General features: G+C 52.9%; 20 protein-coding genes. 13 read left to right on the top strand and 7 right to left on the bottom strand.

What is annotated here, in order from left to right; all coding sequences use genetic code 11:
* Window positions 1-168: 168 nt before the first annotated feature.
* The 5 genes from AB1K62_RS08015 (at window position 169) to AB1K62_RS07995 (ending at window position 6,128) form a co-directional block, all read left to right on the top strand.
* Window positions 169-444, top strand: a complete 276-nt coding sequence (locus AB1K62_RS08015; protein ID WP_367002742.1) for a metal-sensitive transcriptional regulator — start codon at window positions 169-171, stop codon at window positions 442-444.
* 249 nt (window positions 445-693) lie between these two features.
* The gene (locus AB1K62_RS08010; protein WP_367002813.1) at window positions 694-2,982 is read left to right on the top strand and encodes a heavy metal translocating P-type ATPase; all 2,289 of its coding nucleotides are present in this window, start codon (window positions 694-696) and stop codon (window positions 2,980-2,982) included.
* 102 nt (window positions 2,983-3,084) lie between these two features.
* The gene (locus AB1K62_RS08005; RefSeq protein WP_367002740.1) at window positions 3,085-4,626 is read left to right on the top strand and encodes a wax ester/triacylglycerol synthase family O-acyltransferase; all 1,542 of its coding nucleotides are present in this window, start codon (window positions 3,085-3,087) and stop codon (window positions 4,624-4,626) included.
* A 91-nt stretch (window positions 4,627-4,717) separates the two neighbouring features.
* Complete coding sequence (locus tag AB1K62_RS08000) at window positions 4,718-5,632, top strand: SDR family NAD(P)-dependent oxidoreductase (RefSeq protein ID WP_367002738.1); 915 nt, start codon at window positions 4,718-4,720, stop codon at window positions 5,630-5,632.
* Between the two features lie 37 nt (window positions 5,633-5,669).
* A complete protein-coding gene (locus tag AB1K62_RS07995; protein WP_367002737.1) occupies window positions 5,670-6,128 on the top strand; it encodes a MaoC family dehydratase in 459 nt (152 codons plus the stop codon).
* Between the two features lie 134 nt (window positions 6,129-6,262).
* On the opposite strand, the gene AB1K62_RS07990 is transcribed toward AB1K62_RS07995, so the two are convergent.
* Window positions 6,263-8,464: a molybdopterin-dependent oxidoreductase gene (locus tag AB1K62_RS07990; RefSeq protein ID WP_367002735.1), complete on the bottom strand. Its 2,202-nt coding sequence runs from the start codon at window positions 8,462-8,464 to the stop codon at window positions 6,263-6,265.
* Between the two features lie 141 nt (window positions 8,465-8,605).
* Here AB1K62_RS07990 and AB1K62_RS07985 point away from each other — a divergent pair, with 141 nt between their 5' ends.
* From AB1K62_RS07985 to AB1K62_RS07965, 5 genes are read left to right on the top strand one after another with little or no spacing between them, the layout of a single operon-like run.
* On the top strand, window positions 8,606-9,820 hold the full coding sequence (locus AB1K62_RS07985) for an acyl-CoA dehydrogenase family protein (RefSeq protein WP_367002734.1): 1,215 nt from the start codon (window positions 8,606-8,608) through the stop codon (window positions 9,818-9,820).
* A 15-nt stretch (window positions 9,821-9,835) separates the two neighbouring features.
* The gene (locus tag AB1K62_RS07980; RefSeq protein WP_367002733.1) at window positions 9,836-10,960 is read left to right on the top strand and encodes an acyl-CoA dehydrogenase family protein; all 1,125 of its coding nucleotides are present in this window, start codon (window positions 9,836-9,838) and stop codon (window positions 10,958-10,960) included.
* A 20-nt stretch (window positions 10,961-10,980) separates the two neighbouring features.
* Window positions 10,981-11,739 carry a crotonase/enoyl-CoA hydratase family protein gene (locus tag AB1K62_RS07975; protein WP_367002731.1) on the top strand — a complete coding sequence of 253 codons (759 nt, stop codon included), beginning with the start codon at window positions 10,981-10,983 and terminating at the stop codon, window positions 11,737-11,739.
* Window positions 11,740-11,747: 8 nt separating this feature from the next.
* Entirely contained in the window at window positions 11,748-12,701 is a 954-nt protein-coding gene (locus tag AB1K62_RS07970; protein ID WP_367002729.1) for an alpha/beta hydrolase, read from the top strand.
* Between the two features lie 45 nt (window positions 12,702-12,746).
* Entirely contained in the window at window positions 12,747-12,869 is a 123-nt protein-coding gene (locus tag AB1K62_RS07965) for an RcnB family protein (RefSeq protein ID WP_367002727.1), read from the top strand.
* 72 nt (window positions 12,870-12,941) lie between these two features.
* Here the strand turns inward: AB1K62_RS07965 and AB1K62_RS07960 are convergent, their stop codons facing one another.
* The 5 genes from AB1K62_RS07960 to AB1K62_RS07940 form a co-directional block, all read right to left on the bottom strand.
* On the bottom strand, window positions 12,942-13,919 hold the full coding sequence (locus tag AB1K62_RS07960; protein WP_367002725.1) for a nitronate monooxygenase family protein: 978 nt from the start codon (window positions 13,917-13,919) through the stop codon (window positions 12,942-12,944).
* A gap of 72 nt (window positions 13,920-13,991) precedes the next feature.
* Window positions 13,992-15,074 carry an acyl-CoA dehydrogenase family protein gene (locus tag AB1K62_RS07955; RefSeq protein ID WP_367002723.1) on the bottom strand — a complete coding sequence of 361 codons (1,083 nt, stop codon included), beginning with the start codon at window positions 15,072-15,074 and terminating at the stop codon, window positions 13,992-13,994.
* A 25-nt stretch (window positions 15,075-15,099) separates the two neighbouring features.
* Complete coding sequence (locus tag AB1K62_RS07950; protein ID WP_367002720.1) at window positions 15,100-16,254, bottom strand: acyl-CoA dehydrogenase family protein; 1,155 nt, start codon at window positions 16,252-16,254, stop codon at window positions 15,100-15,102.
* 44 nt (window positions 16,255-16,298) lie between these two features.
* The gene (locus tag AB1K62_RS07945; RefSeq protein WP_367002718.1) at window positions 16,299-18,251 is read right to left on the bottom strand and encodes an alkyl sulfatase dimerization domain-containing protein; all 1,953 of its coding nucleotides are present in this window, start codon (window positions 18,249-18,251) and stop codon (window positions 16,299-16,301) included.
* Between the two features lie 184 nt (window positions 18,252-18,435).
* Entirely contained in the window at window positions 18,436-19,233 is a 798-nt protein-coding gene (locus tag AB1K62_RS07940; RefSeq protein ID WP_367002717.1) for an enoyl-CoA hydratase-related protein, read from the bottom strand.
* A 104-nt stretch (window positions 19,234-19,337) separates the two neighbouring features.
* Here AB1K62_RS07940 and gspH point away from each other — a divergent pair, with 104 nt between their 5' ends.
* Window positions 19,338-19,832, top strand: a complete 495-nt coding sequence (gene gspH / locus AB1K62_RS07935) for a type II secretion system minor pseudopilin GspH (protein ID WP_367002715.1) — start codon at window positions 19,338-19,340, stop codon at window positions 19,830-19,832.
* Between the two features lie 8 nt (window positions 19,833-19,840).
* Window positions 19,841-20,227, top strand: coding sequence for a type II secretion system minor pseudopilin GspI (gene gspI, locus AB1K62_RS07930; protein ID WP_367002713.1), 387 nt, complete (start codon window positions 19,841-19,843; stop codon window positions 20,225-20,227).
* Here gspI and purU read toward each other — a convergent pair.
* Complete coding sequence (purU, locus tag AB1K62_RS07925) at window positions 20,224-21,090, bottom strand: formyltetrahydrofolate deformylase (RefSeq protein WP_367002711.1); 867 nt, start codon at window positions 21,088-21,090, stop codon at window positions 20,224-20,226. The genes gspI and purU overlap by 4 nt on opposite strands.
* Before the next feature lie 128 nt (window positions 21,091-21,218).
* Between purU and AB1K62_RS07920 the strand changes: the two genes are divergently transcribed.
* A complete protein-coding gene (locus AB1K62_RS07920) occupies window positions 21,219-21,968 on the top strand; it encodes a 6-phosphogluconolactonase (RefSeq protein WP_367002709.1) in 750 nt (249 codons plus the stop codon).
* Window positions 21,969-22,281 lie beyond the last annotated feature (313 nt).

Below are 22,281 nucleotides of genomic sequence, written 5' to 3'. Positions count from 1 at the left end.
GTCAAAACAGACTGACAAACCTATGAAGACACAGGGCGATGCAGAGAAGTTTAAAGGCGAAATACACCGCACTTATTGTTATAATCTTCGGCTCCAAAATACCGATTATTGCTTTTTAGGATGAATTTTCTTATATACCCCCCACAGGTATGCAAAGGCGATGATTTCATGACTACAAAAAGTCCCGAGAAAAAGATCAACCGGCTCAAGCGTATTGAAGGTCAGGTGCGCGGTATCGCCAAAATGGTCGAGGAAGATCGCTATTGCATTGATATATTGCATCAAATTCAGGCGGTGCGCTCCGCCATAACCAAGGTGGAGAGCGCAGTATTAAAAGATCATGCGGCATGCTGTGTTGCAGAAGCAATTGCCAGCGGCGATGAGGCCGAGCAGAACGAAAAATTCAGCGAGCTGATTGATTTGTTTGAGAAAGTGCAGCGCTAATGGGCGCAATTTGCTCTCTTTCGCTTTCTGGTTTCTGTGCCGGCTTACAAAGCATCCCTTCTACTGCGGCAATATCTCAATATTGATGAAGCACTGGTTATCATTCGTTAGCAGAGTACTCCGCCAAGATGCGGCGCCGATTATAAATTAGGAGTTCACATGGTTGAGAAAAGTCACGGCAAGGCAGATGACCAATATGCCGGCCCTGAAAAAGGGCAGCATGATGGAGACTGTTGCAATCATGATGTCATGGACCCTGTATGTGGGATGACAGTGGATCCGGGCAAGTCCGTACATCATAGCGAATATCAGGATAAAGAATATCATTTCTGTTCTGCCGGATGCAAAAGTAAATTTGCCGCCGAGCCCGAGCGATATTTGTCTGGCGATCACATGTCCGCGCAGGAACCTATGCCTGCCGGAACAATTTATACTTGTCCCATGGACCCGGAAATCCGTCAGGAAGGGCCCGGCACTTGTCCGATCTGCGGCATGGCGCTTGAGCCTGAGACATTCTCGCTCGATACTGGCCCAGACCCTGAATATATAGATATGCTCCGCCGTTTCTGGATAAGCGCGCTGTTCACTATACCTTTGTTCATTTATGCGATGGGTGATTTAATACCGGGAAAGCCGTTTGATGCGCTAATTCCTCCGAGCTTTTCACAATGGCTGCAATTATTTCTTTCCGCTCCTGTTGTGGTGTGGGGCGCAAAGCCATTCTTTGTCCGCGCTTACCAATCCATAAGGACGATGAACCTGAATATGTTCACGCTGATTGGTATTGGCGTCGGCGTTGCATTTCTGTTCAGTTTGATAGCGACGGTGTTTCCGGCCCTATTCCCTAACTCGTTCAGGGACCCTGATGGCAATGTTGCGGTCTATTTTGAAGCTGCTGCAGTAATCACCACTCTTGTTCTGCTGGGGCAGGTGCTGGAACTGAAAGCTCGAGGGCAAACGACCAGTGCATTGCGTGCGTTGCTTGAACTTGCTCCGCCTACAGCGCTGCGTATTGATGGCAATGGCTCGGAAGAAGAAATAGCACTGGATGACGTGGTCACTAATGACCGTCTGCGTGTCAGGCCGGGCGATAAAATTCCTGTTGATGGCACAATTGCAAAAGGCTCCAGTACCATTGATCAATCAATGATAACAGGCGAGCCCATGCCGGTCAGCAAGTCACAAGGAGATGATGTGACTGCCGGGACAGTTAATCAAACCGGCAGCTTTGAAATGATTGCAAAGCGGGTTGGAAAAGACACGTTATTGGCGAAAATCGTGCAGATGGTCGCAGAAGCGCAACGGAGCCGTGCGCCTATTCAAAAGTTGGCCGATACAGTGTCCGGCCTGTTTGTTCCGGCCGTGGTCGCAGTTTCCATCGTTACTTTTGTCATCTGGTCTGTCTGGGGACCTGAACCGGCTTTGGCATATGGGCTGGTAAATGCGGTTGCTGTGCTGATAATCGCCTGCCCTTGTGCGCTGGGACTGGCAACGCCGATGTCAATCATGGTTGGCACGGGAAAAGGCGCGCAAAATGGTATTTTAATCAAAAATGCCGAGGTTTTGGAAACTTTTGAAAAAGTGGATACCATCGTTGTCGATAAAACCGGAACATTGACGGAGGGAAAACCAAAACTGGTTCTGGTTGAACCAGAGGGTTCGCTTGAAGCCGATGAGATGCTGTCGCTTGTCGCTGCGGCGGAAATGTCCAGCGAGCACCCTTTGGCGGCAGCGATTGTGGCGGGCGCGAAGGATCGTGGACTTTCGTTTGCAGCAGCCGATGATTTTCAGTCGGTCACGGGGGAAGGCGCGGAAGCGACTGTAAATGGTCGGCGCGTTGCTATTGGTAATGAGAAAATGATGGAACGGATGGAGACGTTCAGCCCTAATCTTTCTGCCAAGGCACAAGATGGCCGCTCGCAGGGGCAAACAGTAATGTTTGTTGCAATTGATGGCAAACCGGCGGGCCTTATCGGTGTTGCCGATCCGATAAAATCCACCACGGCCCAGGCTATCAAGGATCTGCATGAGGCCGATATGCGCGTGGTCATGCTAACCGGTGATGCGGAAGCAACGGCCAAAGCTGTTGGCGGTGAAATTGGGATTGACGAAATCCATGCCAATGTGTCGCCAACCGATAAACATCGTGTAATCAGTGAGTTACAGGCATCGGGCAAGATTGTCGCTATGGCGGGGGACGGGATTAACGATGCCCCCGCTTTGGCGAAAGCCGATATTGGTATTGCCATGGGCACCGGCACGGATGTAGCGATGGAAAGCGCGGGCATAACTTTGGTGAAAGGTGATTTGAACGGTATCGTCAAGGCGCGTCGTCTGAGCCAGCTTACCATGGGCAATATCCGCCAGAACCTGTTTTTCGCATTTGTCTATAACGGTCTGGGTGTGCCCGTCGCAGCCGGTATTCTTTATCCGTGGATTGGTATATTGTTAAGTCCGATGATCGCGGCGGCGGCGATGAGCCTGTCGTCCGTTTCGGTGATCGGCAACGCGCTGCGGTTGCGTCGCAAGACTTTATGAGGTTGCAGGCATAAGCGATTCGCTTCTTTGATTGATCTGATTTAAGCTTTCCCGACAAGAATCATTGGTCGATCCATGGGGCCGATCATAAGGAGAGTGATAATGCAGCAATTGGGCGCGCTCGATGCGATGTTTGCTTATACGGAGACGCGCAATACACCGATGCATATCGGCCAAATGCTAATTTATGATCCTGCCACGGCTCCGGGGGGCAAGGTCGGGTTCAAGGATATATTACGCTATATTGAAGGCCGGTTGGATGGCGCGGGGATGTTTCGTCAAAAACTGGTGCGTGTGCCACTGGATCTGGATCATCCCTATTGGATTGAGGACGAAAATTTCGATCTTGAATATCATGTCCGTCACATCGCGCTACCGCAACCCGGCGACTGGCGGCAACTTTGCATACAGGCAGCCCGGATATATGCACGGCCACTGGATATGGAGCGGCCTCTGTGGGAGTTTACCGTCATAGAGGGGCTAGACAATGTGCAGGGCGTGCCAAAGGGCAGCTTTGCCGTGCTGCATAAATTTCATCATGCCGCCATGGACGGGCAATCGGGGGTGCAAATGACCGTGGCGTTGCACGACCTTGATGCCAAGATGACGCCGCGCCAATGGCCTACGAAGTGGCAGCCGGAGACAAAGCCCGGTGATTTGACTCTGCTTGCTTTGGCGCAGATCAACAATATCGCCAATCCGGTTCGCGGGCTAAAAACTTTGGGAAAGCTTTTGCCCGTGCCCAAACAGATTTTCAATTTTGCGCGCGATAATAAACAGCAAAAAGGATCTGGCGCGGCAGTGCCGAAAACCCGGTTGAACCGGAAAATGTCACCGCACCGGGTCTTTGATGCGACACTGTTTACATTGAATGATATCAAGACAATTCGTTCCGCATATCCGGGCGTTACCGTAAATGATGTCATGTTGACGGTCGTCGGCGGAACGCTGCGCGCCTATCTGGACAGCAAAGGTGAATTGCCGGACGTAACGTTGAAAGCCGGTGCACCTGTGTCCCTGCGTGATAGCAACGGCGATGCAGCAGGCGGTAATCAGGTCGCAATGATGCAGGTCGGATTAGGAACGCATATTGCGGATCCGGCTGAGCGGCTTGCCTTTGTCGCCAGAGAAACCAGCCGGTCGAAAGAAATGAACGAAGCGGTCGGTGCAAAAGCCTTGATGGAATTGAGCGGTGCTATGCCTGCCGGTTTGACCGCCGCAGCAGCGAAGCTGGCCACTCGCATGGGATTGGGCCAAACGACGTTTCCGCAGATAAACACGGTAGTTACCAATGTGCCGGGGCCATCAGCCGCGATGTATTTTGCCGGCTCCGAACTGAAACGCAGTTTTGGTATGGGATTGCCGACCGATGGCATGGGCATATTCCACACTGTGACCAGCTATAACGGCGACGTTATGCTGACAATCACGGCGGACCGGGACATGTTGCCGGACCCCGCCACCTATATCGCTATGGCAGATAAAAGTTTCGCCGCACTTATGGCTGCGGCAAAGAAGACCAGCGCCGCTAAAAAATCCAAGCCTATAAAAACTACGGCAAAAAAACCGAATAAACCCCTAACCACATCTTCCGCTACGGCACGCAAGGGGCGCAGGAAAGAAACTGTTATTCCGCACCGATGAACTAATCGCCACCGCTTGACTTGCTGGATTTGTTTGCCCATCCATCGCAGCAAATATTTCATCCTATATTAAAGCGAGAGGCGAAAATCCCATGAGCAAAGTAGAATTTAATGATCGCGTAGCCATTGTCACCGGCGCAGGCGCAGGGCTTGGCAAGGAACATGCTATGGAACTGGCGCGGCGCGGTGTGAAGGTTGTCGTCAATGACTTTGGCGGCGCGCGTGATGGCACCGGCGGTTCGGCAACAGTCGCTGAACAGGTGGTAGCGGAAATTGAAGCCGAAGGCGGCGTGGCTATGGCGGCTGGATGCAGCGTCACCGATATGCCTGCGGTCGAAAAAATGGTTGCGGATGCCATCGAAAAATGGGGCCATGTTGATATTCTGGTCAATAATGCCGGTGTTTTGCGCGATAAAAGTTTCCACAAAATGAGCCTGGAAGATTTCAACTTCGTCATGGATGTCCACCTGACTGGCAGTGTCAATTGCACCAAAGCGGTGTGGGAGCATATGCGTGAACGCCAATATGGCCGGATCGTGATGACGACTTCCTCAACCGGTCTATACGGTAACTTTGGGCAAGCCAATTACGGTGCAGCAAAGCTCGCGTTGGTCGGCTTTATGAACACATTGCATCAGGAAGGTGCGGGCAAGGGGATTCACACTAACTGTATTTCACCTGTAGCCGCGACTCGCATGACCGAAGACATCATGCCCGAAGAAGCATTGAAAATGCTGGTCCCTGAAGCGGTGACCCCCGCGGTGGTTTACCTGTGCAGCGATGGCGCGCCATCCAAAACCATATTGACCGCCGGTGCCGGCGGCTATGCCGCAGCAAAAATACTGGAAACCGAAGGCATCTGGCTGCCGGTTGAAAAACGCAGCGCAGAAGCGATTGCGGAAAATATTGACCAGATACTCGATGAAACCGGAATGCAGGAATATGCCAATGGCGGCGGACAGGGCGGGAAATTCTTCCGCCGGATGCAGGAAGTCATGAAGGGCTGAGAGTTTTTATCGGATAAACGGATTTAGGAGAGAAAATATGCCAACGATTATGCCAAGTGAACTGGAAAGCTGGAAAGGCAAAGAGGTTGGCGTGTCCGACTGGTTTGAAGCCAGCCAGGACCGGATCAACAAATTTGCCGACTGCACCGAAGATCACCAGTTCATCCACATTGATGAAGAAAAAGCCAAGAACACACCCTTCGGTGGGACCATTGCCCATGGTTTGCTGACATTATCAATGTTGCCTGCTATGTCTGCCGGATGCACATTGGGTCTTAAAGGCACAGTGATGGGCATCAACTATGGCTATGACAAGGTGCGTTTCCTGAACCCGGTTCGCGCCGGTTCCAAGATACGCGCGCGGCATACTCTGGTCGATGCAGTAGAAAAACAGCCGGGCCGCTGGTTGATCAGCTATGATGTGACGGTGGAGATCGAAGGCATTGAAACGCCGGCATTGATTGCCCGTTCGCTGGTCATGGTTGTTGTGGGCTAAATGTTGTAAACTGCGTTTAGTTTATGCTTTGATCTATGAATGGCTCCGGATTATTTCCGGAGCCATTTTTTGTGCGTAATAAAATTATATTTTACGAAAAAGCAGCCTTACTCTAAAGTATTTCATTCTGTTGACTACGCCACTGCTTTTGCCCGGACACGGACGGGAACGCTGCTCATCACCGGAATACCTGTCCGTTTGTCATAGTCACGGTCGTTAAACGAAAGGCGCCCGGTATTACCACCATCGCCCAGCGCATCCTCTTTCTCGTCCGGGTTGGTACCCCAACTATGAGGCATGGACACACATCCCTGCTTCACGGTTATATCTGCTTTGGCGACGCAGCTGATATAGGCGCGTTCCGATTCCACTTCGACCGGCTGGTCTTCACTCAGGCCAAGATTTTCCATATCCGCTGGATTCATAAAAGCGGGATGATGCGGGACACGTTTGCGCTGGGTGGGTTCTTCATGCCAACTACTGTTAAGCATCGCGGTCATCCGCCGGCCAATCATACGCAACGGAAATTCCGTATGTTCCACCGGTTTGCCCAAGCGCTGGGCATAGTCGTTTAATTCATCCATCATGGCGACATTGCCGACCGAAAGCTTGCCTTCCCATCCAGCCGGTTTGGGCTGGATCAGCATGGCCTGTGCATCAATTATTTTTCCTTTATGGGCATCGGGATCGGCAAATACTTCTTCTACCGGAACGGGCGAACCTTTGAGGGCAGCGCTCCAAGCGGTGATCGGATCGGGCGTTTTGCCCGGTTCGAAAGTCGTAGTATTTTCTTCTCGTTCCTCTGGATAAGAAGCAAGCGCCCAGCTTTTTATTTTCAGTGGCTTGCCCATGGAACTGGCGACCGCGTGGATAAATTGATATTCCTCGCAGAGATCGGATCCTTCCGGTGCTTCCATGATCGGTTTGCTGGCTTGGGCATAATTATTTTCAAATCCCCAACCAGCGCCAAATCCGCCATAAAGTTCGGGTGCGGCTGTGCTGCCATGGACTTCATAATGCAGCTTTGGCGAAATGACATAATCGGCAAGCTCCGCTGTCTTGGACATGCGCGGATCGACACAGACAAGGAGGTCCAGAGCTTTCATCGCCTCGAATGTCTTGAGCTGGTCCGGCCATGCCAGCATCGGATTGCCACCAAGGCAGATCAGTGCCTTAACCTGTTTGTCACCGGGGGTAAGGATTTCGTCAGGCAAGGCGGATGTAGGCATGCCGGCGATACTTTGTTCCAGATCGCGACTATGTAATTTCCGGCCAAACCCCCAAGCCTGCATCGGTCCCGGAGAGGCCGCTATTGGCGGTGCGGGCTTCATGAATACCCCGCTGCGCCGGTTGATTTCTCCCTCGCGTCGCCAATGGCCCATGATTGAGGTCAGCGACAGATTGAGATATTCGGCAATATTGCCGCCGCCCGCCATATTGGGTCCTGTGCCGACACTGATACTGCCTTTTTTCCAGCGTCCGTACATACGTGCGGCCTGAACTATTTCATCCGCCGTCAGATCGGCACGCTGGGCGGCTAATTCAGGGTCGAACGGCGCAACTGCTTTTTTCAGCGTTTCAAGGCCATCCACATCATTGGCGACGAAATCCTTGTCGTACAAGCCTTCCTCAATCACCACTTTGGTAATGGCGGCAAGGATTATCGGGTCTTCACCGGGGCGGCATTGCAGATAAAGGTCGGCTTGGCGGGCGCTTTCCGTCTTGCGCGGATCAATGACTATGAGTTCCATTCCGCGTTTTTTTGCATCATGAAGTTTCTTAGCCGGATTCATGCCAAGGCCACCATTCATGGAAACGACGGGATTTGTGCCCACCAGCATCAGACCATTCCATTCGCCAACTCTGGGTGGGCCTGCAAGCCAGGGGCCGACCAGTGCGCGAGCAATGCCTTTTCCGGGTTGGTCGATAGTCACACTGTCATAAAGTGAAGTCGAACCAATCGCATCCATCAGGGCTAGCATGAAAGAATGGGCATTGAGGTTGTTATAACCAAAGGTACCGACATAGGAAGCAACGCTATCAGGCCCGTGTTCGGCGATAATCGCTTCCAGCTTTTCAGCAATTTCCCGGGCAGCAACTTGCCAATTTATTGCTTCTCGCCGGCCGTGTTTCATGCCTTTGTAACTGGTTAGTAAACGCGATTCCAAACTATGATAATTGGCGAGCTGTCGCCCTTTGATGCAGCTATAACCTTCATATTCGGGATTGTTCTTGTCCCCGTGGGTTTTGACTGGAACACCATTTTCAAAATCAACTATCAAACCACAATGGGCATGACAGGCACGGCACATCACATGTTTTTGCTCGGTAGACATTTCGCTCTCCTTCTGCGGATAAATGATCATTGCTTTTTGCAATTTAATCGTTCAGTTAACCGGCTATTGCTTTTAACTATATGGCCGAGCAAATTGCTCTGCCACTGACCCTATTGATAAGAAACGTTTAGGAAAACCAATATGGCCGACAAACCCAGTGCTTCCGAATTAAAGGAATATAGCGAAGCCGCCGATGCGTGGTTCAAGGAAAATACCGTTCGCGATCCCGGTTTTATGCTGCCACTCACTTTTATGGAGGTCGGCACGGACCAGCAGTTCGACTTCCTGCGTGAATGGCAACGCAAAGTCTACGAAGCAGGCTATCTGGGAGCAAGCTGGCCAAAAGAATATGGCGGCGGTGGCCTACATACCGATTTCCAGCGGGCAGCGACGCGGGCGATGAAAAAATATGATGCGCCGATCATGCTCAACGCCATTGGCAATGGCTGGGCCGGGCCGCTTATTCTTGATCTGGGTACAGAGGAGCAGAAACAGAAATATATCAAACCGATGCTCAGCGCTGAAGATATCTGGTGCCAAGGCTTTTCCGAACCGGAACATGGTAGCGACCTTGGCAATGCACAGCTTAAAGCCGTGCGGGAGGGGGATGAATATGTCCTAAACGGATCAAAAATATGGACATCGCTTGGCGATCGCGCAAAATATATGATCCTGTTGGCGCGCACCGATTTTGATGCACCGAATAAATATGCCGGGCTTAGCTTCTTCCTCAACCCGATGAATATTGACGGGATTAGCACCAGCCGGATCAAAAAGCTCACCGGCGAATATGGCTTTGTTCAAACCTTTTTTTCGGATGCGCGTATTTCCGCCGATTGTTTATTTGGCGGAGAGGGCAATGGCTGGTCCATGGCAATGAAGACGCTGGAATATGAACGGGGCGCGAAAGTGAAACCGGTCGGCGGCTATTTCGTCAAGGAACTGGATGTCATGCAGATTATCGAGTTGGCGAAAAATTCTGTGCGAAATGGCAAGCCGTTGCTTGATGATCCGGTAATGCGCGACAAGATGACCCAATTTATGATTGATATTCAGGCACTTAACCTTAACAACACCCGTCGCCGGATGCCGCAATTGATGCAGGACAGGCCCATGGGGCTACCGCTGATGAACAAGCTGGCGCGTACTGAACTCATCCGCGAACTGACAGAATTTTCTTTAGGGTTTCAGGGGACTAAGGCCGGCTATTATGTCGGTGATGAAAATGCGGTGGACGATGGTTATTGGCATCGCAGCTATCTAAACAGCTTCTCGGCAACCATAGGTGGCGGGACCTCGCAAATACAGCGCAACATCATTGGCGAGCATGCGCTCGGCCTTCCTAAAACGCGATAAATCAGGATCAGAAAAATGGATAATCTAGGCACAATCGGCACGACCGAAGAGCAAATAGAATTGATGGATGTTGCAACCAGTTTTTGCCGTGACAAGTCCCCTATCGACAAGGTCCGGGCACTTATGGATGATGAACTGGGATATGATCCACAAGTCTGGCAAGAGATTGGTGAACTGGGTTGGCTGGCGATTGCCATCCCCGAAGCCCATGGCGGCGTAGGTCTGACCATGGCTGAAGTGGTCCCGATCGCGGAACAAATGGGGCGTAACCTTTTGAACACGCCCTTTGGCACCACGACGCTGGCTGCACAGGCGATCTTGGCGGGAGGAAACGAAGCTCAACAGGCCAAATGGCTACCGAAGATAGCGTCGGGTTGCGCGGCAACTGTTGCACTTTCCGAGGACAATGGTGACTGGGACCTGACCAATATAACATGCTCTGCAAAACAAAATGGCGACAAGATCATTTTGTCTGGCAAGAAGCAGCTGGTCAGATGGGCAGATAGCGCAGAACTGATCATCGCATCGGTAAAGATGGATGGTGATGTTCGTTTCGCTTTGATCGAACGGTCTATATTGGGTGAAACCGCATTGCGAAGAGAGTCGATTATCGATGAAACTGCTCGCAGTTTTGAACTCACATTGGATGGCGTGACAATAGCATCAGATGATCTTCTTGATGCGGGCCGCACGCGCGAAACCATTGAAAAAATTGATCTGGCAGCAGGGTTGATTCATGCCGCTGAAATGTGCGGCGGAGCTCAGGCTGTGATTGACTATACGCTCGAATATCTCAAGACACGCAAGCAGTTCGACAAGATTATCGGTAGCTATCAAGCGCTGAAACATCCCACAGTTGATAATTATGTGGAATATGAAAAAGCCCGCACTCACCTTTATAGTGCGGCCCATAGCTGGGGTGAGCAGGGCCGCGGGGAAGTGGCGGTTCGTATGGCGGCGGCACAGGCCCATACAAGCTATAGCCGCGCTGCCGATCGTTCCATCCAGTTTCATGGCGGGTTCGGCTTCACCCATGATTGCGACGCGCAACTCCATCGTCGCAAAGCAATTTTTGACGGTGCGCTTATCGGCGATGCTGCATATCAGCGGTCGAAATTGGCCGGAATGCTATTCGATTAAAATTTAAAGGAGATACCCAAATGTCAGAAGTGCTTACAGATATTCAAGATGGCTTTATAATTGTCACCATCAACCGACCCGATGCCAAAAATGCTATGACCAAGGCCGCTGCCGAAGGCATTCGCGCGGCGATGGAGCAGCTCGACAATGACAACAGCCTCAATGCCGGAATTATCACCGGGGCAGGCGGAACCTTCTGTTCCGGTATGGACCTTAAAGGTTTTTTACGCGGTGAAACTCCAAGCGTAAAAGGATATGGTTTCGGTGGCATAACCGAGAAAGGGCCGGAAAAACCGATTATCGCAGCAGTGGAAGGTTATGCTCTTGCTGGCGGATTGGAACTGGCGCTGGCCTGTGATCTTTGCGTTGCAAATAATAAAGCGAAATTCGGAATTCCCGAGGTCAAGCGCTCCCTTGTTGCAGCGGCAGGCGGTGTTTTGAAATTACAGCAACTTGTGGGTAAACGAATTGCTATGGAAATGGCGCTGACAGGCGATTTCATGGATGCCCAGCGTGCCTATGATGTCGGTTTCGTCAATCGCCTGACCGACGGACCTGCGCTGGATAGTGCAATTGAGCTAGCGGCAACTATCGCAGCCAATGGTCCGCTCGCGCTTAAAGCGACCAAGAAAATCATCAATGAAAGCTATGACTGGACCAGTGAAGAGGCGTGGAAGAAGCAGGCGGAGATTACTGCTCCGGTGTTCACTTCACAGGATGCTAAAGAAGGTTCTTTGGCCTTTGCCGAAAAGCGTAAGCCAAATTGGCAGGGGAAATAACTCTCTCTATGGCGACTACAGACATATCAAAACTGTGGGCAGACCGGTTTGATCTGCCGTCATGGTTTACTGAGGCATTAAGCGTTCCTCGAGAGGAAGGCTTTGTTGATATTGACGGCAGCAAGGTGCATTATTTCCGCTGGGGTAAGCGCGGGAATCCGCCATTGTTGATGACCCACGGTTTTCTGGCCCATGCCCGTTGCTTCGCTTTTATAGCGCCGTTTCTGGCCGAGCAATATGATATAGTCGCCTATGATTTGGCCGGGATGGGCGATAGTGACGTCCGTCCCGGTTGTACCAGTGCCTTGCGGGGTTCTGATATGATTGCAGTGGCCAATGCTTTTGATTTCTTTTCGGGACCGCATAAACCCACGATTATAGCGCATAGTTTTGGCGCTGGTGTAGGATTGACCGCTATGGAGCAGGAAGGCGAGAGGTTCGCCGGCCTGATCATCTGTGATTTGATGGTTATGCGGCCCGAAAAGCTGAAAGAGCGATGGGAAAAAGAAGGTCAGGGGCGTCCGGGATCCGGTGATGCTAACCGGCCTAGTAATATTTATCCTGATTACGAGACAGCACTTGGCCGTTATGTCTTGTCTCCTCCCCAATCTGTCGGAGAGCCTTTCCTGAAGGATTATATGGCTTATCATTCGCTTCGTCAGGTTGATGGCGGATGGACATGGAAGTTTGATCCGCGTGTGTTTGCACCAACGGATGATGACCAGGAAGGATGGCTGCAAGCAGGGAGCCGAGTAGCAAAATTACCGCATAAGACTGCGATCATATATGGGGAAAACAGCAAACTTTTTGACACCGATAGCGCGGCTTATATTCGCGAGATGGGTGGAACGCATATTCCGATCATTGCCGTTCCGGAGGCTGAACATCACTTGATGTTAGACCAGCCAATCGCTTTTGTCACAGCGCTGCGCTCTGTGCTTGCCATGTGGGACAACGGCTGAAAGTGACGTTAATACGCCAGAACCGCCGAGCTAAAGGCCGCATTTTTGACCGCGATAGCATCCGATTATCAAGTCTCTGACAACCCGCGCGACTATCGCTGGGTCTGGTCAGGAAATGATGCCGTTCTGATAGATATATCTAGCGGTATTACCGGTGCCGTAATGTGATAATATGTTAAACGGCTATGGAAAACCATAGCATATAGAGCCCCCGATGGTTCGGGGGCTCCTTAGTGTTTTCTATGCTGTCAAGAAGCCCTCTAAACGACCCCGGATAATTTCTTCGGCATCGTACATGATCCGGTCGATCAGTTCTTTCACGGTGGGGATGTCATTGATGAGGCCTGCAACCATGCCGCAGCTCCAAGCGCCAGCATCCATAGTGCCTTCCATCATGATTTGCGGATAAACACCAGCGACCTGCTCCATAATGTCAGTGAACTTCAGGTCGGCGCCTTTCTCTTTCTCGATCTCAAGCAGCTTTTCGACAGCTTCATTAGTCAACACCCGTTCGGTATTGCGTAGCGGGCGCATGACGAGGCGGGTGTCAAGTTCGCTGGCTGCGACGATCGCGTCCTTGACGTTCTGATGCACTGGCGCTTCCTTGGTAGCGATGAAGCGGGTGCCCATGTTCATACCTTCTGCGCCCATGGCGAGCGAGGCAACAAGCGAGCGCGCATCGGCCTGACCACCGGAGCTGACAAACGGGATGTCCAATTCGTCGGCAGCGCGGGGAAGCAGGATCATGTTCGGCACATCGTCTTCGCCGGGATGGCCACCGCATTCAAAACCGTCTACAGAAACCGCGTCACAGCCGATGCTTTGGGCTTTTAGCGCGTGGCGAACGGCGGTGCATTTGTGGATTACTTTTACGCCGTTTTCCTTGAGCTTGGGCAGATATTTCTGCGGGTTATTACCGGCGGTTTCTACGGCCTTGATCCCGTTGCTGATAATCGCGTCGATATAGCCGGGATAGTCGGGCTCGTTGACAATGGGCAGGAAGGTCAGGTTTACTCCGATAGGTTTGTCGGTCAGTTCCTTTGCTTTCTTGATTTCCTTGTCGAGGTCTTCAGGTGTTTTCTGGGTCAGGCCGGTAATGATACCAAGGCCGCCTGCTTCGGATACTGCGGCTGCCAGTTCGGCAAAACCGACATAGTGCATGCCACCTTGAATGATCGGATGCTCAATACCGAAAAGCTCTGTAATGCGTGTTTTCATGGACTGTTGCTCTCTTGCTATGGAATGGATGGAGTCTATCTTGGTCTTTCGGGAATCGTCTTAATCAAGCGGTTAAATAGCAGCCCAGTTGCCCGTTGTCACGCCTTTCCAGATACGATCTGTTGAACTATTGGTCACTGAATTGCTGTCAGATGACCCTTCGGATAGCTCTTCGCCCAGCACTTTGGACCAATGATGTTCATTGCCCATCTCATCGCGCCACGCCCACAGGCGGCGGGTGTAATGGTGGAGGTCATATTCCTGCGTATAGCCCATCGCGCCGTGCACCTGATGAAAAGGCACGGTCACGGCCTCTACGCTGTGGCCAATCTGCACCTTTGCGACGACCGCTTCATGCCATGCTTTTTCTGGATCATCCTTGTGCAGCGCGATGCTGCTTGCTGCCTGTGTCGCCGCCATGGTGGCCGCTGCGCTTTCCGAAGCTGCCACGGCTAGTTGCTGTTGAATGGCCTGAAACTTGGACAGGGGCCGGCCAAATTGTTCGCGTTCGGACACATAGGCGATGGAAAGGTCGAGAGCGGCCTCGATCATGGCGGCCATTTGAACCGCCCGAACCGTTAGCACAAGCGCCTCGACCGCGCGCCGCGATATATTGGTTTTCGCTGATGCCAGCGCCCGTTGACCGGAAAATACAAACCGCGTCGCGCCATCGGGGGAGAGAGCATCCACGGCAATCCGGCTTGCCGCTACATTATCGAACAGTGCGATTTCACTTTCGCCATCGCCGGGCATTTCATCAAACAACACAATCTGGTCAGCGTGCATGCCAAAGGGAATATCGGCTGTGGGCTGCGCTCCGTCTGTTCCGCCGAGCAGGGCAAAGCTGGCCGAGCCTTCCACCGGCGCAAGGCCCGCCCGGTCGAGCAACCAGTTGGCGATCAATGTTTCGGCAAAGGGAACCGGCGATGCCGCCTGCGCCGATGCCCAAATGGCACCGAATACTTCAGCATAATCCGCGCCAAAGCCGCCGTTATCTTCACTCACCCACGCCAGCGACAGTCCATTTTCAACCAGTGCGCCCCAAAGGTCCTGTGGATATGTCCCGGCCTCTGCCTGATGGGGCACATCGCGGCCACATAGGTCGGTATATATTTTCGTCGCTGTTTCAGCGACCATGCCCAATGTATCTATCATCTCAATTTTCCATCATGCCGGGCGATTATCTCAGCCCCAGTTGCCGTGCGGTAATACCGCGCATCACTTCGGTTGTGCCCCCGCGCAGTGTATTGGGCGGGGATCGTAATATCCCGATATTTACAATCCGGTGGAGTTCATCACTCCATTCCCCCGCAGGTAAGTCGTTGAGCAAGGCCCGCACCTGTTGGGTGAGGTCATTTTCCAGACGGTTCCCCAGATCCTTGACCAGCGCCGCTTCGGTTTCCGGTGACACGCCCTGATGCAACAGATTGGCTATGCCCCATGACATGCCGCGCAAGGTGCGTAGATTGGCAACCAGCTTGCCAAGGCGGGCATGGGAATCAGATCCCAATTTCCCCTGCAATTGATCAAGCGCCGTTTCCAATGTGATATAGCTCGACAAAAACCGTTCCGGGCCAGAGCGTTCCATGGCCAGTTCGCCCGTCACCTGTTTCCAGCCGCCTCCTTCTTCACCAAGCAGGCAATCGTCCGGCACGATGACATCTTCAAAGTAAACCTCGTTAAAATGGGCATCGCCTGACAGGTCAACAATCGGTTTCACCGTGACACCCGGCAGGTTCAGGTCGATCATTATCTGTGACAGGCCGACATGGCGGTTGCGTCCGTCAGCAGGGGATGTGCGGAGCAAAGCAACCATATAATGACAGATATGTGCGCCGGAGGACCAGATTTTCTGGCCATTGATCTTCCAGCCTCCATCCACTTTTTCGGCTTTGGTTTTTACATTAGCCAGATCAGACCCCGCGCCGGGTTCCGAAAGTCCAATGGCAAAATAACATTCCCCCGCAGCGATACGCGGAAGAATATCGCGTTTCTGCTCCTCTGTGCCATGGGCCAATAGCATGGGTGCATGTTGGCGGTCGGCAATCCAGTGCGCTGCGACAGGGGCGCCGGCGCGTAATGTTTCCTCGGTCACAATATAGCGTTCCAGCGCGCTTTTGTCCTGTCCGCCATATGCGCTTGACCATGTCAGGCCAATCCAGCCACGTTTTCCCATTTTGCGGGAAAACTCGGGGTTTGAACATGCCATCCAGCATTCCGGTTCGGGACGATAATTTCCCGCTTCCCGTTCTTCCTTCAGAAACGCCTGAAGCTCCGCGCGCAATTCTTCGAGCGCGGGGTCCGGCGGGACAACAGGAAAATTGAATCGTTGCATTTAATCAGTCCTCTTAATTTCCGCGCTCTTCACCAAAGTATAATTTACGGGGTCACAATATCAAATTGCGGGTCCACCGGATCAAGCGCGCCAAACATGGCCGCCAACAACCCCGCATCACCGCTCATTTTCATGGCACCAGATGCAATGAGTTCGCGGGGGGATATTTCCCGCATAAGCAAGCGGGTAAAATCATCGCGGTTTACAGCTACCTGCGCGTTAGCATTGGTCTCGCCCGCCCGGGGGAACATCACGCTCTTACCCAGATCAACACTGACTTTTTCTTGGCGATCAGGAAAAGAGAATTGGATGATACCACCAGTGCCGGTCATTTTAGCCGGATTAAATCGCGCGGCCATGGCATCGAACAGGGAAATTGCCGGAATGCTGTTCAGCACGCGGGCATTGGTGGTTGCGGTTGCATCGCCTTGCTTATTGCCTTGCCGCAGTTCCATCGCGCCGCTCAGGTAGATATTGCGCCATGTTCCCGCCTCGGCTTGAAAGCCAAGCTGTTCATAAGTGGAAGCCAGCCATTTTTTTGCCGCTTCATTGGCTGGATCGGCAAAGACGATATGATTGAAAACCATGGCTGCCCAGCGGTAATCGCCGGATGCAAAAGCTGTTTCACCAATGGCAAGCGCGCGGTCGGCGCCGCCCATGGCCGCGACATATTTTTGCGATGCCTCCTCCGGTGGCAATTGATGGTAATGGGCAGGAACCCCGTCCCACCAGCCAAAATAACGCTGATAGACCGCCTTGGCATTATGGTTCATCGTTCCATAATAATCCCGCACGCCAAAATCGGATGCGGCAAAATCAGGTTCACCGATATTTTCGGCAATTTCGTGCATAGTCGCGCCCTGATTGGCCAGACGCAAAGTCTGGTCGTGGACATAGCGGTATAGGCCACGCTGGTTTTTAAGAGCGGTCTGGACATTGGCACTGCCCCATGTCGGCCAGTGGTGGCTGGCGAGTAGCACATCGGATTTAGCGCCATATCTGGCGAGCATGGCATCAATCACCTTGCTCCATTTCAGCGTATCGCGCACCAGCGCGCCGCGCGGGGTCAGCACATTATGGAAATTGCGGGTGGCGACTTCGGCGCTATGCAATGCTTTATGTTCGGGCAGGTAAAAAACCAGTTCCGCCGGGGCTTCGGTTTCGCTGGCATCCATAAATTCAAAAGTGACGCCATCAATGATCACCGTTTCGCCGTCTTTACCAATGCTCTTGGTCGGCGGTAGCAGGGCGATATCGCCTTTGGAGAGATATTGGCCCAGACCCGTGCCGACATGGCCGGTTTTTCCGGCGGGCAAGCCGGTGCCGAATTGAAATTGCACCCGGCGGTTCATCGTGGTTCCGGCCAGTATATTTTCGCCGATGGCCTCGCCTAAAAAGCCATGCGGTGCGATGATCTGCACTTTGCCGGACTGTATATCTGCCGCAGAAGCCACGCCGCTTACGCCGCCAAAATGGTCGCCGTGGCTATGGGTAAAAATAACTGCCTGAACGGGTCGCTCGCCAAGGGTTTTATTGGCCAGCGCCAGACCCGCTTTTGCGGGGGCAGGGGTGGTGAACGGGTCAACCACAATCCATCCCGTCTTGCCAGCGATCAGGGTCATCACCGCCAGATCATAACCGCGCAACTGGTATATGCCGTCTTTTACCTTGAACAGGCCGTGGATGCTGTTGAGCTTGCTTTGCCGCCAGAGCGAGGGATTAACGCTGTCGGGCGCGGCATCCTTGATAAAATCAAATTGCCCGATTTCCCATGCAATCGAGCCGTCCTCGTTCAGGATCCGGTCGCCTTCTATTTTGGCCAGAAATCCGCGATTGGCGTTTTCAAAATCTGTCTGGTCGGCAAGGGGAAGACGCGCGGCCACTTTGGCATTGGCGGATTTGGTCGCCTGTGTAGCACTGCCTTCGGGCGGCTGGTTCGCAGCGATAAGCAACGGCGCGGCGGCCAGTGTTATGAATATTCCGATCGACTTGCCCATTTTTTCCTCTCCCCTAAACTACATGTTTTTTCGTGTCCGCTCCCCCGCCGCTCCGTTAGTCCTGAGCTTGTCGAAGGACGTTTTTAAATTAAAGCACCAAGGCCAGAAACGTGGTTCGACAAGCTCACCACTAACGGTATCTTCAAAGGGCATGTTCACCAATCACGCCCGAAGTTTAGCCTAACTATTGCCCCTTGAACACCGGCTTGCGCTTTTCCAGAATTGCATCAATTGCTTCGCGATGATCGTCAAGCTGTTGCAATACGCCCTGAAACAAGGCCGCTTCATCAAGATTTTCTTTCAGCGTGACACTTTGCGCCGTGCGGACCAGTTCCTTGGTCTTGCGGATAGCAGAGGGCGGCAAGGCTACCACCTGATCAGCCAGTTCATAAGCGCGTTCCAGCAAGGCGTCATTGGCGATAACCTCTGACACCAAACCATAGTTCAGTGCTTTTTGGGCATCAATAAACTCGCCGGTGAACAGCATCTGGTTCGCGCGTGCCTGACCAATGACACGCGGCAATAGCCACGCGCCGCCATCGCCGGGGATCAAGCCAACGCGCAGAAAACTTTCCGCGAAAATAGCGTCTTCGCTGGCAATGCGGATGTCGCACATGGTGGCAAGGTCGTTTCCTGCGCCGATCGCATGGCCGTTGACCGCCGCAATCACCGGAACAGAAATGTCCGCCATGGTCAGCGGGATGCGCTGGATGCCGGTTTTATACCATTGTTCGATTTGCAGCGGCGACATATTCTGCTCCGCTGTCATCGCTTTTATTTCGTGCAGGTTTCCGCCGGACGAGAAACTTTTGCCATTGGCGGCGAGGACAACACAGCTCACCCCTTCGTCATCATCCGCTTTTTTCATTGCCGTGACCAGGGCCTCGCACAGGTCGGTCGATAGCGCGTTGCGAGTCTCCGGCTTGTTGAGTGTAATCGTGACCACGCGGCCTTGCTTTTCATAAAGAACGACGTCGCTCATATCTTCTCCACCTGTTTTGCTGGTATCATTTCAGTCTCTTTCTTCATCCATTGCAGGCTAGGTCCGCTTCTGCAAGAGAGGGGGACGGGCTGAACGGATTATTTATGGAACGCTGCCGAAAATTACGACAGGGTGCTAACCGCGCAACGTATGACGCGGGCTTTACGCTGGTGGAACTCATGATTGTACTAGTGATTCTGGGGTTGATGGCGTCGGTTGCGGTCATGTCATTCCCCGAAGGTAATGATCTGCAACGCGATGCCCAGCGATTTGCAGCGCGCACGGCGGCGCTGCGCGACAATGCGATATTGCAATCGCGTCCGATGGCGGTGCAGGTCACACCGTCGGGATATGTTTTTCTGGAACGGCGCAAGGGCGGCTGGCGCGTGATAGACGACAAACCTTTTCACGCAGCAAGCTGGTCGAGCGGGGTGAGCGCCGCAGTGGATGAAGGCGGGTCGATGCTCATCAGTTTTGAAAGCACAGGCTTGCCCAGCGATCAGGCCGAGCTACGGCTAAGCTACGAAGACTTGAGCCGCAGTATCATGATTACCCCGATGGGCGATGTGGAATTGGTCGCAGTGGAGGCTGCACCATGAGGTCAGCCATGAAGAGTGAACGTGGTTTTACCTTGATCGAAATGCTGGTGGCCCTGTCGGTATTTTCGCTTGCCGCGCTCGCGTTGATCCGGCTTCAGGGCTATACGACGCGCAACGCCGCTGAACTGGAACTGCGCGTCGTGGCGCAATCCGTGGTCCGCAACCGCGCGGTAGAAATCCTCACTGATCCGCGCCCGCCCGCTCTGGGTAAAAGCAGCGGCGAAGAGGAAAATGGCGGGCTAAGCTGGACATGGACACAGGAAGCAAAGCTCGCTGGGGAAGGCCGTTTCGTGCAGGTCGATATTAGCGCGCAGGAAAAGACCAGCGGCGCGCCGGCATCCCTGACCATTTTACGGCCAACGGGCGCGGTGCTTGATGCGAGGGAGCAATATTAGCGAAACACAACCGTCCGGTTGCCGTTCAGCAAGATTCGGTGCTCGCCGGCCCATTTTACCGCTTTGGCAAGAACTTGCGCTTCTATATCGCGGCCAATGCGGATCATTTCCTCAACACTGGCGCGGTGATCGACACGCTCGACCGCCTGCTCGATAATCGGCCCTTCATCAAGGTCCGCGCTGACAAAATGGGCGGTTGCGCCGATGAGCTTGACGCCGCGTTCATGCGCGCGGTGATAGGGCTTAGCGCCCTTGAAACCGGGCAGAAAACTGTGATGGATATTGATGCAGCGTCCGGCCAGCCGGCTGCTCAGGTCGTCGGATAAAATCTGCATATAACGCGCAAGGATCAGATAATCGGCCTGTTCCTGCTCCATGATATTCACGATAGCCTGTTCCTGCTCTGCGCGGTTACTGTCCGTCACGGGCAGATAATGGAAATCCACGTCATGCCATTCCGTTAGAGCGCGCAGGTTTTCATGATTGCTGACTACAGCGGCAATATTGACAGGCAGTCCGCCGGTTTTCCAGCGATAAAGCAAATCGTTGAGGCAATGGCTGCCCTTTGAAACTGCGATGACAATATTGGGTTTGGTCGCGTCGCCGTTCAACGTCCAGTCAAGCGCGTAGCGATCACCGATCACTGTAAATTTTTCGGTGAGCACATCAAGACTGGCCGGAAACCGCTCGCCTGCGCCCTTAAACTCGACACGCATGAAAAAGCGTCCAAGCTCCAGATCGGCATATTGTTGGCTATCGAGAATGAAGCCGTCATGCTCAGCCAAAAAACCCGCAACCGCGGCAACCAGGCCAACACGGTCCTCGGCGGTGAGAGTGAGTATATAGTTTTGCGTTATAGTCATAACAGTCCTATTGTCATTTCGGTGTCCAATTGGCCCAAAGTGAGCGGTTTGAAAAGCGGGATTTACCCTTGTGCTCAATTCTTGAGTGATTAGAAGCCTGAACAAGAGACCGGAAGGACAGGATTAATATGAGTGAAGACGAGCCGTGGGATTTGGATGGGGATCTTGAAGATTTACCGGAAGGCGAAGATTCTCAGCTCGAATGGTGGGATTTTGATGACCATGCAGAAATGGTCGACGCCATTTCAAGCGATGCCGCTTTCATTATTGAAAGCGCGCTTGATGCGCGCGGAGAGGCCTTGCTGGCCCTGCCGGTGAGCGATGCCGCGATGCCGGTTCTGGAAGCCTTGGCAGAAAAGCAGATCAAGTGGAAATATGTCACGATCATCCCGACCGATGATTTTCTGGTTCCGGTTGATGATCCGCGTAGTCATGTCAAAGCACTGGCCCAATTATTTCTGACGCGCGGCGCGCGGGTTCTTCCCATTGCGACAGAGAATGAAGATTATCATTTGGCTGGCGGAGCTGCGGATGCACGGTTACAGGACCTGAAATGGCCGCCTGATCTGGTCTGGCTCGGCATGGCCGAAGACGGCAGTACCGCAGGTTTGGTCGAAAGCGCGGACCTTGAAGAAGCGCTGGACGGACCAAAGGAAAAACGTGCTGTCGGTATCATGCCCGACAACGGGGACACCCCGCTGGTGACGATCACCAAGGCCGCGATTTGCGAAGCGCGCACCGTCATGGTTCAACTCAATGGCGCGGGCGCACAGCTAAGTCTGGAACAGGCGATTGAAGAAGGCGCGGGCAGCATGGCGCCGATTGGCCGGCTATTTGCCGATCTTGCAGTGCCTGTGGACATATATGTAGAAAATTAATGCGCGGGGGTGGAGGATCCACTTGATCCTTCTTCCCTCGTCCTCCCGTATCATTACCGGGTAGGCGGGAATCCAGTTATAGAAAGACCGAAATCTTGCAGTTTGGCAAGCTGGATTTCCGCCCGCGCGGAAATGACGGCGTTTGGGCTATGTCCAAATCTTATGCCGCTCACGGCCATCAGTGTCTTTTGAAACCTTCGAACAGACGGTATCTTTCTGAACCACATCACCAATTTCATATATTAGCAATGATAACTTCATTGATTTAACTGCGCGATTAAACCATGATAGGGAAAATGCGAATCGCCAATAA

The sequence above is a fragment of the Parasphingorhabdus sp. JC815 genome (assembly GCF_040717415.1).
In the GTDB taxonomy this organism is placed as follows: Bacteria; Pseudomonadota; Alphaproteobacteria; order Sphingomonadales; family Sphingomonadaceae; genus Parasphingorhabdus.
Note: the sequence above shows the minus strand (reverse complement) of the source record. Positions and strands in the feature narration are given on the sequence as shown.